The organism is Pseudoalteromonas sp. SaAl2 (genome assembly GCF_052947895.1).
In genome coordinates this window covers 3,186,845-3,202,196 of sequence record NZ_CM129605.1, presented here as the reverse complement: position 1 = coordinate 3,202,196, position 15,352 = coordinate 3,186,845, and the positions used below count along the sequence as shown (strand labels likewise).

13 protein-coding genes, 3 pseudogenes and 1 riboswitch are annotated in these 15,352 nt (G+C 41.1%); of the genes and pseudogenes, 7 read left to right on the top strand and 9 right to left on the bottom strand.

Going from position 1 to position 15,352, the window contains the following annotated elements:
- Nucleotides 1-26 precede the first annotated feature (26 nt).
- Nucleotides 27-749: a CBM9 family sugar-binding protein gene (locus tag ACU8V8_RS15135; RefSeq protein WP_446888043.1), complete on the bottom strand. Its 723-nt coding sequence runs from the start codon at nucleotides 747-749 to the stop codon at nucleotides 27-29.
- 191 nt (nucleotides 750-940) lie between these two features.
- On the opposite strand from ACU8V8_RS15135, the gene ACU8V8_RS15130 reads away from it, so the two are divergent.
- Nucleotides 941-1,216 (top strand): hypothetical protein, encoded by a 276-nt coding sequence (locus ACU8V8_RS15130; RefSeq protein WP_446888042.1) that lies wholly within the window; start codon nucleotides 941-943, stop codon nucleotides 1,214-1,216.
- Here the strand turns inward: ACU8V8_RS15130 and ACU8V8_RS15125 are convergent.
- Together ACU8V8_RS15125 and ACU8V8_RS15120 are read right to left on the bottom strand one after the other, a co-directional pair.
- A pseudogene (locus ACU8V8_RS15125) lies at nucleotides 1,211-2,303 on the bottom strand (MBL fold metallo-hydrolase). The gene ACU8V8_RS15130 and the pseudogene ACU8V8_RS15125 sit on opposite strands and share 6 nt — an antisense overlap.
- Nucleotides 2,304-2,474: 171 nt before the next feature.
- Nucleotides 2,475-3,131 (bottom strand): DUF2959 domain-containing protein, encoded by a 657-nt coding sequence (locus tag ACU8V8_RS15120; RefSeq protein ID WP_290211017.1) that lies wholly within the window; start codon nucleotides 3,129-3,131, stop codon nucleotides 2,475-2,477.
- An 88-nt stretch (nucleotides 3,132-3,219) separates the two neighbouring features.
- Here ACU8V8_RS15120 and ACU8V8_RS15115 point away from each other — a divergent pair, with 88 nt between their 5' ends.
- From ACU8V8_RS15115 to dtd, 3 genes are read left to right on the top strand one after another with little or no spacing between them, the layout of a single operon-like run.
- Nucleotides 3,220-4,116, top strand: a complete 897-nt coding sequence (locus ACU8V8_RS15115; RefSeq protein WP_446888041.1) for a virulence factor BrkB family protein — start codon at nucleotides 3,220-3,222, stop codon at nucleotides 4,114-4,116.
- Between the two features lie 34 nt (nucleotides 4,117-4,150).
- Nucleotides 4,151-5,104 (top strand): alpha/beta fold hydrolase, encoded by a 954-nt coding sequence (locus ACU8V8_RS15110; RefSeq protein ID WP_446888040.1) that lies wholly within the window; start codon nucleotides 4,151-4,153, stop codon nucleotides 5,102-5,104.
- Nucleotides 5,092-5,529, top strand: a complete 438-nt coding sequence (dtd, locus tag ACU8V8_RS15105) for a D-aminoacyl-tRNA deacylase (protein ID WP_087532757.1) — start codon at nucleotides 5,092-5,094, stop codon at nucleotides 5,527-5,529. The genes ACU8V8_RS15110 and dtd overlap by 13 nt, the downstream gene beginning before the upstream one ends.
- Nucleotide 5,530: 1 nt before the next feature.
- On the opposite strand, the gene ACU8V8_RS15100 is transcribed toward dtd, so the two are convergent.
- On the bottom strand, nucleotides 5,531-6,220 hold the full coding sequence (locus ACU8V8_RS15100) for a spermidine synthase (protein ID WP_446888039.1): 690 nt from the start codon (nucleotides 6,218-6,220) through the stop codon (nucleotides 5,531-5,533).
- Between the two features lie 195 nt (nucleotides 6,221-6,415).
- Between ACU8V8_RS15100 and ACU8V8_RS15095 the strand changes: the two genes are divergently transcribed.
- Nucleotides 6,416-7,309: a bifunctional GNAT family N-acetyltransferase/hotdog fold thioesterase gene (locus ACU8V8_RS15095; RefSeq protein WP_446888038.1), complete on the top strand. Its 894-nt coding sequence runs from the start codon at nucleotides 6,416-6,418 to the stop codon at nucleotides 7,307-7,309.
- Between the two features lie 69 nt (nucleotides 7,310-7,378).
- On the opposite strand, the pseudogene ACU8V8_RS15090 reads toward ACU8V8_RS15095, so the two are convergent.
- From ACU8V8_RS15090 to dapA, 5 genes and pseudogenes are all read right to left on the bottom strand, one after another.
- Nucleotides 7,379-8,420: pseudogene (locus ACU8V8_RS15090) on the bottom strand (phospholipase A).
- Between the two features lie 221 nt (nucleotides 8,421-8,641).
- Nucleotides 8,642-9,761, bottom strand: a pseudogene (locus tag ACU8V8_RS15085) (succinylglutamate desuccinylase/aspartoacylase family protein).
- 5 nt (nucleotides 9,762-9,766) lie between these two features.
- Nucleotides 9,767-10,972, bottom strand: a complete 1,206-nt coding sequence (locus ACU8V8_RS15080) for a PLP-dependent decarboxylase (RefSeq protein WP_446888037.1) — start codon at nucleotides 10,970-10,972, stop codon at nucleotides 9,767-9,769.
- Nucleotides 10,972-11,712, bottom strand: a complete 741-nt coding sequence (locus ACU8V8_RS15075; protein ID WP_446888036.1) for a 2,3,4,5-tetrahydropyridine-2,6-dicarboxylate N-succinyltransferase — start codon at nucleotides 11,710-11,712, stop codon at nucleotides 10,972-10,974. The genes ACU8V8_RS15080 and ACU8V8_RS15075 overlap by 1 nt, the downstream gene beginning before the upstream one ends.
- 15 nt (nucleotides 11,713-11,727) lie before the next feature.
- Nucleotides 11,728-12,612: a 4-hydroxy-tetrahydrodipicolinate synthase gene (dapA, locus tag ACU8V8_RS15070; RefSeq protein WP_446888035.1), complete on the bottom strand. Its 885-nt coding sequence runs from the start codon at nucleotides 12,610-12,612 to the stop codon at nucleotides 11,728-11,730.
- A gap of 131 nt (nucleotides 12,613-12,743) precedes the next feature.
- Nucleotides 12,744-12,938: riboswitch (Lysine riboswitch) on the bottom strand.
- A 186-nt stretch (nucleotides 12,939-13,124) separates the two neighbouring features.
- Here dapA and ACU8V8_RS15065 point away from each other — a divergent pair.
- Together ACU8V8_RS15065 and ACU8V8_RS15060 are read left to right on the top strand one after the other, a co-directional pair.
- Nucleotides 13,125-13,829, top strand: coding sequence for a DNA-3-methyladenine glycosylase I (locus ACU8V8_RS15065; RefSeq protein WP_446888034.1), 705 nt, complete (start codon nucleotides 13,125-13,127; stop codon nucleotides 13,827-13,829).
- Nucleotides 13,830-13,846: 17 nt separating this feature from the next.
- Nucleotides 13,847-15,256 (top strand): protein adenylyltransferase SelO, encoded by a 1,410-nt coding sequence (locus ACU8V8_RS15060; protein WP_446888033.1) that lies wholly within the window; start codon nucleotides 13,847-13,849, stop codon nucleotides 15,254-15,256.
- Nucleotides 15,257-15,352 lie beyond the last annotated feature (96 nt).

The following is a 15,352-nucleotide window of genomic DNA, read 5'->3' as shown; positions in this document are numbered from 1 at the left end:
CTCATACCTCCAATGCTAAAGAGCGGCTAGCGCACCAAGGTGATTTTGCCAAATACATCTGCGTCTATAAATCCACGGTTTCTATCGCCGTTTACAGGTTGGACTTCGTGTGAGCCCATAAAGTGTTCGCGCACTTTGCTGCCATCGTTATCACAGTAGGCGAGCATAAACCCGATAACTTGTTTTTCCGTTAATTTAATAGGTGTATTTTGTCCGTCTTCTTCATAGTTGTTTGGATAGAGTTTGATCGCCACTTCCCAAGTAATGTTATGAGGTGCCTCGGTATTTCGTTTCCAGTTACTTACTAAGTGCTCTGTGTATAAATGGGGTTTTTTATCAGGTCCAAAATCGGCAGCTTGGTTATCAAGGCCTATATGGTAGGCAAATGCAGTATGGTTAAATTGATGGTTACCACCTGATGCATCACTGTCAATAAATATTTCTAGTGCGTCGTCATTCCAGTATTTTTCCGTTGGATCTAGGTGCGTATCAATCAGCACATCATCAGTAATATCGGCTTGTAAATAAAGTGTGTTTTCATCCCAAAGTAATTTGTAGCGGCCTTTAAAGTCTTTATCTGAATTAGGCAAGGAGCCATCCATAAGGTATGGCATAGGGTGCCATGTTGTTTGGTCCCATGCGCTTTCAGCAACACCATCAATGACAATAGGTGTTGTTGTATGCTCTACATCGATAGCCAAGGCGGCATTGCTCATTAAAATGCTTAAGGTTAGTGCGTGTATTTTCATGTAACTCTCAAATATTCATTTTTATTAATACTGTCTGAAACATTATTTGAAAACAATAGGTAGAGAGGTACAGATGCTAAATAACAGGTGCAGCAACATTTAGGTGGGAAAACAAATTTTTACATTTGTTAGTAATAAAAACAGGTAAAGTAACTGCGTTGTTTACATTAATACATATTCAAGGAATTATTTTGGCTAAAGCATTACTTTTAGTTATGGCTGTGTTGTTATCAGGCTGCACTTCTTCACAAGTGATGGAATCAGGTTGTGATTTTGTTGTTGGTAACGCGCAAAGTCAACAACGGCAAGTGCAAAATAGTTCACTCGATAGTTCTGACACAAACCAAGAAATGAACGTGATTAACGGTGTCTTGCAAATGTTACTTGGGCCAATAAGTCGCTCGCTTGGTGATGATGAATGTAAGGCGCAGGAGCAACCGTATCAATACCCAAGTGCCGCTTTATAAAGCGACACTTTCTCCTTCATTTAAGATATACAGAGGAATGGTTGACTCCATTTCATCGTACATATGCAATAAGCGAAGTAATGCCGAATGACTACTGTGGTCGCCCATTTTCCAACTTGAATTACCATAACCCCATGGGATCATTACTTTGCAGTTGAGATCTTGCGCAGCTGTTAGCGTATCTTCTGGTGTGGTATGAACATATCTATACCAATCACCATCTTCTTCGTGATAATACGAGGCAATTGGCATTAAACAAATATCAATTTCGCCATATTTCTGCCCAATATCGCTAAAATGCTGCGAGTAGCCGGTATCTCCGGCAAAAAATAGTGTCTTACCATTTTGCTCAAGCAGCCAGCCATTCCATAAGTCTTTATCGTGATCTTCATAAATAAAAGGCACCAAAACACGGCTACTAAAGTGATGAGCAGGCAGTGCATGAATGGTTAAATCATCAATAGTGGTTTTGGCATACCAAGCCATTTCGCTTATATAAAAGCCACCTGTTGGAAAGTTATCAGCCATTCCCAGTGGGGTTAAGTAGCGAGGCTTATTACCTATTTCTTCAATATCTGCTTTATTGAAGTGGTCATAATGAATATGTGAATACATCACAGCATCTAAGTTTTTAAGCTCGCTGGCTGTGAGCCAGTCACCAGGTTGGCGGTAAAACCCAGAGGCCAGTCTAAAAGCTAAATCTACAGGGGAGTCGAATTGCTCTTTTACTGGATCAAACACCACTTGTTGTCCGTTTGGCGTTTTAATCATAAATCCTGCGTGACCGAGCCAACGAAACAACGAAACCAGTATTTGATTGTGGTTTTATTTGTTCAGCAACATACTGGCAATTTTCATTTTCTTCTTCACATTGTAAGTTGGTATTGCTCGGGTAGCAGTCACTCTCACAACTAACAGGGTAAGTCTTTTTGCCAGAGTAAAGGTTATGATAGCGACCAGCCCGTTCACCATCTTTATGAAGTGGTACAACTGTATCTGGGCCAGCAATGATCTGCACATGATTCGCGGCCGCGCATGCTGTTAAAAAACCAGTTAGGGTGATGAGACTAAGGGTGCTTAACTTCATTATGGTAACTTTTTAATTTTATTTTGATAAAAGTGTACCAAAAAGAAGTGCTTAATAAATATTTAAAAAATAACAATAAAAAGCCTGCAAAATGCAGACTTAATATATGATTTTCTCGCCAACTCGCCAACTCGCCAACTCGCCAACTCGCCAACTCGCCAACTCGCCAACTTATCCCGCTTTATTCATTTGCTCAATGAACTTATTAGAATCAGCGATAGACTTATTCATGTCATCCATCAACACTTTAATATCTCGCTTAAGGTTAGTAAATTCACCCTGTATTGCTGTTACAGCTTGGGCATTAAGATTATGTTTTAAGTATAAAACATTATCTCGTAGTGATGATAATACCGGCTCCATTTTACTTTCTGCGTTACGCATTGAACGTAGTAATTTGTCAAAATCACGTTTGGTTGACGTTAACTTCTTATTACTTTCACGCTTTAAAGAGGGATTAGAATACTGTTCTAGCTCATCTGCCCACTCTTCAAAAAGGGCTTCAGCAACGTCTTCAACTTTGTTTATATTAGTAGTTACGTCATTGGCAGCTGAGAGGCTTGACTCGTAATCACTATTAAGTTGGTCGTACGCTTCTTTTAGATCACCGCCATCAAAGTTAATGAGTGTAGATAAGCGATCTAAAGCCGATTGAAATTCTTCTTGAGACTCTTCTTGTGATTCTTTTGTTTCTTCAACACGGTCTACCAAAATATCGCGTTTATGAACGCCAACGGATTCCATGGCAGAATAGTAGGCCGATTGGCAGCCTGATAGCGCCATTGTGAGTGCGAGCAATGGTGCGCTTAGTGCAGTAATTTTTTTCATTGAGATCCCTTTTTCTTCCCGTTTAGTTTTTAAATTATGTGGTGGATTGCTATGATAATCAAAACAATTTTAGCAGAAAGTTAAAACCATGAATGAAAAGGTAGCACATTTTAAGCAACAGGTTGGCTCATTTCTACGCCAACAACCAAGCTGGTGGATGCAATATTTCAATCGTTGTATTGATGATCAAATCACTGTTAACGCTGGTTATTTAGCTTATGTTACGTTACTTTCATTGGTGCCATTAATCGCCGTAGCGGTTGCTATTTTTTCCGCTTTTCCTGGTTTTGAAGAAACGCGAATTGCGATTGAAAACTTTTTATTTACCAACTTTGTGCCAACATCATCCGATGTAATTAAAGAGCATATTAGCTCATTTGCTGGTAATGCAAACCAAATGACTGCCGTGGGGGTTAGCTTTTTAGCAGCAATAGCGCTTTTATTGATGAAAAATGTTGATGCTACACTTAACCGTATTTGGCGGATTAAGAAGAAACGTCCTTTGATGATTTCTTTATCTGTATATTGGATGATTTTGACACTCGGTCCCGTTTTATTAGGGGCGAGTATCGGTATATCTTCGTATATTGTGTCTTTAGTTTCATTTGCAGATCAAGGCATTCCTGGTTTTAGTGGCTTTTTGATAAAACTTTTACCCTTTATAATTTCAATGGCCGGCTTTATTTTGCTCTATACTTTAGTTCCAAACACACGCGTTCCATTTAAGGCGGCAATCCCTGGAGCTATTTTTGCAGCTGTTTTGTTTGAGCTAACCAAAAAAGGGTTTGCTTTGTATATTAGTCACTTTCCATCTTATGAATTAATTTATGGAGCGGTGGCAACAATTCCCATTTTATTTGTTTGGGTGTACCTTTCTTGGACAGTGGTATTACTAGGTGCAGAGTTTACTGTATGTATAAGCCCTCATGTTGTTGAAGATATGCCAGATAATATCTTAGATAATGAAGAGACTTTAAAACAGTAAATAGCTGCACCACTGATTGGTAGGAGTCAGTGTTATGCAGTTGTATCCAAGTATTACCCCTTATCATGACTTTCATCTAAGTGTGGGTGAGGGGCATCAGCTTCATGTACAAGAGTACGGTGAGCCTTCAGGTTTGCCGGTTGTAATTTGCCATGGTGGGCCCGGGCTTGGCCTACACAGTGATAATTGCCGCTTTTTTGATCCTAACCGTTATCGTATTATTTTATATAGTCAACGCGGATGCGGTTTATCCTCACCATATCAATTAACGACCAATAATACGGATTATTTAATAGCTGACTTAGAGTACTTAAGGCAATCTTTAGGGATAGGAAAATGGTCATTATGTGGCGCATCATGGGGCGCGACTATTTGTTTACTCTACGCGATAAAACATCATAAAAACGTGGCTAGTTTATTATTACGAGGTACGTTTTTAGCAACAAACTCTGATCTGCAATGGATATATGGCGCTGACGGTGCGGGGGCACAATTTTACCCTGAGCTGTATGAGCAGTTTGCACAAAAGCAAGCTGACGTTAAAAGTATACTCGCGCTCTATCAACAGCAACTTAATGTTGATGATCAGATTAGTGCGAGCCATTATGCAAAGTTATGGTGTCAGTGGGAGTCAGTGTTATCGCAGAGCCGAGATTGTCCCGATTGGACGTTAAACTGTCCGCAACATGGTTTAAATATGGCGCGGCTGATGGTGCATTATTTTAGCGCTCAATGTTTTATAGAAGAGCAGTTTATATTGAACAATAGCCAGAAATTGGCACACATTCCTATTTGGTTTATTCACGGTAGACATGACTTAGTGTGCCGCTTTAGCGCGATACAAAAGTTTGCTAAGCAACTACATGCGCAGTTATTAGTGCTGGATGAAATTGGGCATGGTGTTGATAGTCAGGTATATTTATCAGCAGTACGGCGAGCAGCCGATCATATGTATATCAAATTATCGAGGGATCAATGCAAGGGCTAATACAACGCGTTAAGCACGCTAAAGTCGAAGTTAATGGGCAAGTAATAGGGCAAATAGGGCAAGGTATTTTATTGTTACTCGGTGTTGAAAAGCAAGATGATACTGCAAGCGCGGAAAAACTATTACACAAGGTGAGTAATTACCGTATTTTTAGTGATGAAAACGACAAAATGAATTTGAGCTTGCGTGATATCAAAGGCGAGTTACTAGTCGTATCACAATTTACGCTTGCTGCCGATACCAAAAAAGGTATGCGCCCAAGTTTCTCATCAGCCGCGGCTCCCCAGCAAGCAAATGAATTATATGAGTACTTTGTGAGTCAAGCGAAAGAACAGGGATTAAAGGTGGCAACAGGCCAGTTTGCATCTGATATGCAAGTAAGTTTATGCAACGATGGGCCTGTAACCTTTAATTTAAACGTATAAACTATTTTTTGATCATGACAATATGATTGGTGTATCCCGGTATTTTTTCGATACTGGGTATTTTACCAAAGGTTGTGATCAGTAAATGTTCCAATTGCTTAAGTTGGGACTCATGGGCAGATAAGAAGTTAATAAATAAATAGCCATCTGCTGACAGCGCGTTACGCACTTTTTGATAAAAAAGATGTTTATATAAAAAGCCCGGTGCATCGAGTTGACTAAATAGGTCAAGGATAATCCAATCATACTCTTGGCCTTGATCTAATACTTCTTGTGCGTCAAAACAGCGTAAATTAGTGGCATGATCGCCGCCAAAAAAACGCTTATAGCAATGAATGATACTTGGGTTTTTCTCCACCGACATGAGTTGGCTGTCAGGATAAACATGTTGCAGATAGTTACGAATAGCCCCTGCGCCCAGACCAAGCTCAAGAACTGTTTGGGGCGCAGGTAAAGGTTGCCACAAACAGGCTAAATGCTGCAAATGTGGGAACAACAGATGACTCGGGCGGCTTTTTTCAACTACAGATTGTAACGTCTCATTTATCAGTAGCCAGCGAAATTGCTTGTGCTGGCGTACTTGAATGCTGTCAGAGCCATGTTTATGCCAATATATAAGCTGTCCGATGCGGTGGCAGTCTTCAATAAAGCTATGCTTTACGGCGCCGGAGCCTGCAATTAAATTTTCCATATAAGTAGCTTAGACGAGTCAACATAAAGCGCCAGCCTGTTGTGCAAATTTTACAGTAAAAACAGGTGCTCACCAAAGTCGTATTCCAAGTTTTTAAAAGATAGCGTATGGTAGTTTGCAATAATAAAGAACCAAATTGTTTTATTTAACCACTGCGCATTAAAGTAACGTGGTATTTGTACGGCAGGAGAGAGTATGTTTCAGGTAACTACCCCGCAAAGTAGTGAAGATTGGCAAGCTTATTATCAATTACGTTGGCAAGTATTGCGCGCACCTTGGGATCAGCCCAGAGGTTCTGAGCAAGATGATTTGGAACAAGATGCTGAACACCGCTTTATTAAAAACAAGGTCGGCGAAGTCTTAGGCGTCGCGCGTTTGCACTTTAATAACCAACAACAAGCGCAAGTACGCTATATGGCGGTTGCAGAAGGAAATCGTAATCAACACATTGGCAGCCGACTACTACACGAACTTGAAAAAATAGCATGGACACAAGATGCAGATGAACTTGTGTTATTTGCTCGTGAACGTGCATTAGAGTTTTACCAGCGTCATGGCTATGAGCTAAAAGAAAAAGCACATTTAGCTTACGATGATGTACAGCACTTTAAAATGATCAAGCAAAAGCCATCAGAACCAGGTTGGTTTCGCCACCCTAATTGGACCCAAGTGCTACAAAATATTTGGCGTGAATCAATTCCAATTAGTGATGCAATGGGTATAAAAGTTGAAAGTTATACTGATTGGCAATTTACCACTATTGCCGATTTAGATGCTAATTTGAATTTACATAACACCATGTTTGCGGGCTCTATTTATAGTTTAGCGACGTTAACAGGTTGGGGGGCGACTTACTTAGCGCTTAGAGAAGCGGGTTTTGAAGGAAATATTGTGCTTGCGGATGCAAACATAAAATACCTAAAACCACTCAATAATGATCCTCGCGGCAGTGTCGATTTAAGTGGTTGCAAAGGTAAATTGAGCGAGCTCGAAACAGAAGGTAAAGCGAGTTATCAAGTGCCTGTAGAAATCTATGATGGTGAAGCACTAGTCGCTGAGTTTGAAGGTACATTTGTTGTAAAAAAATAAAATGTATTGTATTAGATAGATTAAAGAGCCAAGCAGTGCTTGGCTTTTTGCTATATAAAATTATAAGTGTCAGAGCAGGTCGGTTAGTAATATACCTACACCAATACGTTCGATATCTGCATTATAATCAATTAAGCTTTCACCATATCCGTTAAAATACTGTGCATAACCTCGTAATCGCCCCCACAATGGGAAAGACCAATCTAGCTGAATAGCACCACGGTTATCAGAGTTTAAGTTATTGCGCGTCATAAAACTAAACTCATGATCTTCATAGCGATAAGCACCACTAAATTCAAAATAGCCCATGTATTTATAAATATCAGGGTTATCATCACCTTTGGCTTCCATGGGGTCTTCTTTTTTATCTTCAGGAATGCGGTACCAAGGTTTAAAGCTAAATACAAAGCCTTCATTTTCCCAAATGAAATTAGCGTAAATACGGTTCCATGAACGAGAATTGGGCTGGCTACGGCCATTTGATTGATGCACAAAGCCCAATGAAACTGCCATTTCATCACCCCAAAGTACATTTTCAGGGTCTAAATAATTAACCCAAAAAATTTCTGGTTCGTAATTGGTTTCGCGAAAGGGGGATGATATGTCGTTATTATAAAATTGCCAAAAAAGATTGCAAGGTAAAGCCAAAAAACACGGCTTGATCTTCATCTGCAAAGTTATCGTAAAGTGGTACTTTAATCGAAAGTTGATATTTAACCTCTAGATTATCTAAAGACTCACCATCAGGCTCATCCGACAGCTCACTTAAACCACTAAAGGGACGAACATTAGGATTTGAAACATAAGATAAAGGTAATATATAGTTTCGTTTATGGGGTGTAATTACATTGCGATTTTTTTTACTGACTTCTTCACGCGCTTTGCGCTTATCTAGTGCTGTAATTTGCTTGCTTTCATCGAGTGCAGAACACCTTTCACGTAGTTGAGCAAGCGTTTGTTCACCATCGCCGGCAATGGCTTCATTCAAAATACATTGTTTAACTAATTCAATGTCGCTGTTTTGCTCATTTGCCTTTTCAGTGTCAGCTTGTTGTGCTAACACACTTGTTGATAACAAAGTCGTTAGTAAGATCCCGTTGCGCCAAGTCATTATTATTCCTTTGATAAACGTACATGTTAAAAAAGTATACAGGGTTTTATATCTTAGTGACTGTGAACTTTTACTTAACTATTAAAGAAAGTATTATTTATGTTACGACAGATTTACTAATTTTGATCATCTTTATAGAGAAAAAGCGGCATTAGCCGCTTTTTCAATGCAATATTAGCACTTTATGCTCATATTACTCTCACGCAATGAGAAGGGGGAGCTTACAGCTCAAATACGTTAGTAAAAAATTTGTAGAGTTCGGTACCTTGATTCACACTTGCAGAGGCAAAGTGTAAAATAGCGATTGCATCACAATCGAGAGTAAGTGTTTGTAATGGCTGCTCATTAAGGTAACGCTCCATGCGTAAAACTTTAGCAATTGGCTCACCGGCTTTAATATGCCCGCCTAGTGGGGCTATATATTCAACCATACCGCCCATCGGCGCGTAATAAGCCATATAATCATTTAAATTACAGCCGTAGCGTTTCATTACTTTTGGTTGATGAGGCGCATCAACAAAAACTTGCTTGTGATTTAAGTAACTTAAAATACTGTTGGCGTCATCAAGTGCCGCGCTTAAATCGATTTTTTTCTTGGCTACCTAATTCAACAGTAAACGCTTCAACTTGTACGTTAAACTCACGGCCTTGCTTTGCTAATTGTTCAGTTAGTTGCCACCATGGGCAAAAGCTGGCTTCATCCATTGCCCCGTCAAAGTCGTTAGGAATAAACAACACATGGGGGATGTTAAAGTAGTTGGCGCTGGCCTTGGCGTAATCTGGGCAATATAAATGCTGGCTAGAAATAGGGCCTGTGTGTAAGTCGAGTACAATATCAGCTTGGTGTGCGAGCTTTTGTAAATTAAGCGCAATACGTTTGCCTGTAGTTAAACGATAATCTGGCCCGGCTAACTGTTGTTCTACTTCATTTATCAGTGCGGATTTAAATACTGCTTTTAGAGTTTGCTCATCGGCATCACTGTATTGCTCTGCAAATTTAGCAGCTAATTGGCTGTTGCAATGATACATACGGTTCCAGTTAGTGCCAGTAATTGGATCAAAGCGACCAAGAGTAAACTCGCCTGATTTTTGATTACAGCCAATTGGGTTCGCATAGGGCACTAAAGTGATATCGCCTTTTAAGTCAAGTTGCTTTAGTTGCTCAAGTAATTGATAAATTACCGCGTTGCCTTGCACTTCAGCGCCATGCATATTTGCTTGTATATAAACGCTTGGTCCGCTGCCATCGCCTTTTAAACGATACACAGGAATTGTTAGCGGTAAACCGTTGGCAACTTCGCCAACGACTATATTCTCTTGGCTGATTGGTGTTGTACTCATCTCAATTACCTTAGATAGTAGCTGGCATCTTCAGCTTGGCGAACACATTGTAATTCGCCACGGTGCAAAACATATTCAGCGGCAAGCTCGTGGCATAAAAAGTAGGGCATGCTTTCAGTAAAACCATAAGCACCGCATTGACTAAATGCGAGCCAGTCATCTTCATTTAAATCATTGGGAAGTTGATGCTCACCTAAGCAGTCAAGCGCAGTACATAATGGCCCATATAAGCTCATTGCTTGGTTTTCAGCCGTTGAGTCACGGAGTAATTGCACAGGGAAATCTTGGCTCGTAACCGCTGGGCGCAATAAATGATTAATGCCACCACTAAGAATCACTTGTTGTTGTCCGTAGTTTAATTTGCGCTCGACAACAGGAGTTGCATAATGACCGCATTCGCCAACGGCATAACGACCAAGTTCCATCCATAACTCATCAACGCCAGCATCGCGTTTAATTTTCGCTAGTGCATCGATTAACGCATCCCAACTTAGAGTTGGTGCATCAAGTGTGTAAGGAATACCTAAACCACCGCCTAAATCGAGCACTTTTAAATGAATACCTAAATTGCTTGCTAGCTGTTGTAGTGGCGCGACCATTTGTGACCAAAGCTGGGCGAGTTTATCGCTACTAAGCATATTTCCCCATTGAAAAATATGCAGGCCGTTAAAGTTAAGTGCAGGGTATTCACTCGTGTTGAGAGCTTGCCACTCATCGCAGCCTAAGCCAAATGGCGTAAGGCTATCGCCCCCTAGTGGGTTTTTTTCACCTTCAGGCCAGCGTAATTGCACCCGCAGTAAAACCTGTAGTTGGCACTGCTTTGCAGTTGCTTGTTCATTGAGCCAACGCACTTGGTTAAGGCTTTCAGCGACAAAAATACGTACACCGCGCTCAATAAAGTATTTAATTTGTTTTGGGCTTTTAGCAGGCCCAGTGTTGAGCACGCGCTCACTGTTAATACCTTGAGCAAGCACTTGCTCAAGTTCGCCTTTACTTGCCACATCAAAGTTAAAACCAGCACCATCTAAGCTTTGAATTACTTTAGACAGTGGATTGGCTTTAACTGCATACCAAAGTTTCACTTCGGTTTGTGCCACTAAACGCTTAAGGTGTGCATTGAGTGAATCAAGGTCGTAGACAAAAAATGGTGTATCAAGCTTTGTTGATAACTCATCAATGGCGGCTTTAACTGGCGTGCTCAAAAAGGTCATTAACGTAAAACCTCTTCAAGTAGTAATGACGCATCACTTTGTTCATCACGGTATTTTACGATTAACGCGCATGACATGCTTAGACCTTGCTCACGTGCCCACTCATTCGAAGCAGGTCGAGAGCCTGGAATTACAATGGCATACTCAGGAATTGGCTCACCTTTATCAAGTTGACGCTCGTTAACGCAGTCATAAACAGGAATAGTTGCTGACAAACGTACGCCTGGCGCAAGTACCGCACCCTTTTTAACTACAACCCCTTCAACGATTACACAACCTGCGCCGATGAAAGCATCGTCTTCAACGACTACAGGGCTTGCACCAATTGGTTCAAGGACACCGCCGAGTTGCACAGCAGCACTTAAATGTACGTTTTTACCAACTTGTGCACACGAACCAACTAGAGCGTGGCTATCAACCATGGTACCTTCGTCAATAAAAGCCCCAATGTTTACGTACGCTGGTGGCATGATAATCGTGCCTTGAGCTACGTGAGCACCACGGCGAACACTTGAGCCACCAGGTACCATACGAACGCCATTTTCGGCAGTAAACTCTTGCGGTGCTAAGTTGTGTTTATCAACAAAACCACCGGCAAATTCGGTGTTAGTACCGTTTTTAAACGCCTCTAAGATACCTTGCTTAACTTCAACGTTAGCATGCCATTGGCCGCTTGCGTCTTGTGTTGCAGCGCGTACTGCGCCTGATTCTAAATTATTTAATAGTTCTAACCAGCTCATTATAAAAACCTGTGTTTAATGCCAAGATAAAATGGTGTTATTTGCATTGTTAATGCAATCTGTTTGGGTTAACTCTAAGTGAGTTAATGGTGGGCGCAAATACGGGCTGTTTAGTCTCCCTTGTAGATGCATCAAAACTTTTACGGGAATAGGGTTCGCGACGGCAAACAAGCTTTGAATTGCTTGCGACCAATCGGCAAATAGATTGGGGTGTTGACCGCTAAGGCTGCGTTTTACAAATTCATGGGTTTGTGTAGGCCAAGCATTTGCGGCAACAGAGACTAAGCCTTTTGCTCCGGCTTGGGCAAAATAAGGCATGAGGGCATCATCGCCACTGAATATCGCTAATTCTGGCGAGGCTTTTCTAAAACCTTCAAATTTAGCAATATCACCGCTGGCTTCTTTAAGCGCCCATAAATTTTTATGATCTTTTAAATTGCTAATAACGGCTGGTGGAATATCAACTGCACTGCGACCAGGCACGTTATATAACATGCAAGGGTGATTGCTTGCGTTCAGCAGCGTTTCGAACCAGTGGGTTTGGCCAACAACGCCAGGCTTGGCATAAAGTGGTGAGCCCAGTAAATAACCGTGAATAGGGAGTTGATTACAGTATTCAACCCACGCAATTTGTTGGGTTAGGTTCATACCGCCAACGGCAACCATTAATGGCACAGTAGGCTTTAATTGGCATACATGTTCAATAATGGCTTGTTGCTCTTTTAAACTAAGTGCTAAGCCTTCGCCCGTACTACCAAGTAGTAAAATGCCATTATTAGCTGCTTGTTGTTGTGCAACTAGCTGTTCAAGTACTACGTAGTCGACTTCGCCTGAATCAGTAAAAGGCGTGACGAGTGCAGTCCATAACGGATAGTCGTTTAAATTAAAGTTGTTTTTCATCTGCAACGAACTTCTTAGGTGTTCGATGAGTTCAATGGGGAAGTTAAAAGCGCCGCATTTACATCATTCGAACATTAAAATTCGAAGAGCGAATGGACTTAAATAATAAGGCACGCAGGCCTTATTATGCTAAGACCAGAAGCTCTCCACCAAACTTATCAACAGCGTTAGCTGTTGTTGGTGACAGTCGCTGGGATTCAACCCAGTCGCCCGAAATAACCCTTCACAAAAAGTGTTACTTCTCGGCGTTAATTCCCCTCACGTATGATCATTGGAGTGTGTGCTCCTCACATACGTTACCTGAATAACGCACCTCTTCTAGCCCACAGTGCGAGTTTAAAACGAGTAAACTCACACCTTAAATAGGGGTAATGTCGGTGATTAAAGCATTTTAGCCGTCTAGGTGTCAAGGCTAAGTATGTCAGGATGTATTGATCTTTGTTTGTGAGAGGTTACGTATTAACTGCTTTTTTCGTACACTAGCAAATAGACAAAGCAAGGGTAGTTAATTAATGGAAAAGTTTCAGGATATTTATCAACGAGCAGCACAGCGAAAAGGCGGTAAAGCGATGTTAGCGCAATTGCTGCATGCGCCACTTTCACAGGCACAGCTTAAAAAGTTGCCCGATGATGCTTGGCTTGAAGAGTTTACCCGCAAGGTTTTTCAAAGTGGCTTTTATTGGTCTGTTATTAATAGTAAGTGGGCAGGCTTTAGAGAAGTGTTTTGGGATTTTAATGTAGAAAAGCTACTGATGATGCCACCAGATATGCTAGAACAAAAAGCCAGTGATGAGCGTATTGTACGTAACTTTAAAAAAGTACAAACCATTGCTGATAACGCATATATGATTCATGAAGTGGCGAGTGAACACGGTAGTTTTAGTGCGTTTATTGCTAATTGGCCTACAGACGACATTATTGGCTTATGGGCATATTTAAAAAAGCACGGCGCGCGCTTGGGTGGTAATACTGGGCCTTATGCACTACGTACGCTTGGTAAAGATACGTTTTTACTTTCACGCGATGTAGAAAGCTACTTGCGTGCACATAAAATTATAGACGGTGGCTTACAAACTAAAAAATCCCTCACTGCCGCACAAGCTTTTTTTAATGAGCTACAGCAACAAAGTGACTTAAGTTTACAGGAGCTAAGCTTAATCGTAGCCTATAGCGTGGGTGATAATCGTGTGGGTATTCAAACAACTGAACCGCAATAGCGGCGAAAGGTAATTTTATGAAATTAGTATCACGCTATACTGACATCGCAGATCAATTTGCTATAGCCGATAGACCAAGCCCAGTTGGCGAACCTTCGCTGCTGTTATTTAACGATGTTGTGGCTAAGCAATTGGCCATTGATGTTGTCCCTGAACAACGAGCTGGCGTGTTTAGTGGAAATCAACTCATATCAAACATAGCGCCTGTTGCACTGGGCTATTCAGGCCATCAATTTGGACATTTTTCGCCTCGCTTAGGAGATGGGCGTGCGCATTTACTTGGGGCTGTAGCTGATCAAGGTGGATTACTTTGGGATATCCAGCTAAAAGGCTCTGGGGCGACACCGTTTTCTCGTGGTGGTGATGGCCGTTGTGCTATTGGCCCAGCAGTACGTGAATACATAATGAGTGAAGCAATGCACGCGCTAGGCGTGCCGACAACCCGATGTTTAGCAGTCGTCGCGACAGGTGAAAGCGTTTACAGACAACCACCCCAACCCGGCGCAATTGTGACTCGTGTTGCATCAAGCCATATCAGAGTAGGATCATTTCAATATTTAGCCACGCAAGGTGATGTTGAAGGCTTAAAAGCCTTAGCTGATCTGGCGATTGAGCGACACTATCCTTATATACAAAGCACAGGCCCTGAGCGTTATTTAGCTTTCTTAAGTGAAGTAATAAAAAAACAAATCGCACTTGTGATCAGCTGGATGCGGGTGGGGTTTATTCACGGTGTAATGAATACAGATAATACACTTATTAGTGGTGAAACTATTGATTATGGTCCGTGTGCGATGATGAATCAGTTCGACTTTGATACTGTATTTAGTTCCATCGACCGCCAAGGCCGTTACGCCTTTGGAAATCAGCCAAATATTGCAAACTGGAATTGCGCACGATTAGCTGAGAGCTTAATGCCGTTAATCAACGAAGATGATGAACAAGCCATTGCTTTACTAAGCCCTTTAATTAATCACTTTGCTGAGCAATTTAATCACGCGTTTACTCAGATGTGGGCTGAAAAACTAGGCCTTGATGGAAATCAGGATTTAGATAGTGAGTTGGTTGCGCAGTTGTTGGCTATATTAAAAGACCAAAAGCTTGATTACACTAATACCTTCGATACGTTAACTGAATCACTGCAAGATAATGCTGAAATACCAGCAACCTTAACTCAGTGGTCGAAGTTATGGTTGCAGCGCACCAATAGGAGTAGTTATGAAGTTATGCGTAAAAACAATCCTAAATTGATCCCGCGCAATCATATTATAGAAAATATCTTAAATGACTTTGTACAATCTGGCCAAAGCGCTACTCTGAGTGAGTATTTAAAGGTGTTGCAAAAACCGTATCAAGCGCAAATCAAAGAAACCTGGTATACAGAAGCTAAAGACGATGCGCATTACAAAACTTTTTGCGGTACTTAATTTTGTCATAGCTGGCTGTTAACTTGCTTTGAATTATTTTTTGATTTACAGCAGGGAATAGGAGGCATTGCTATAAAAAGCAGCAACTCTCATGAG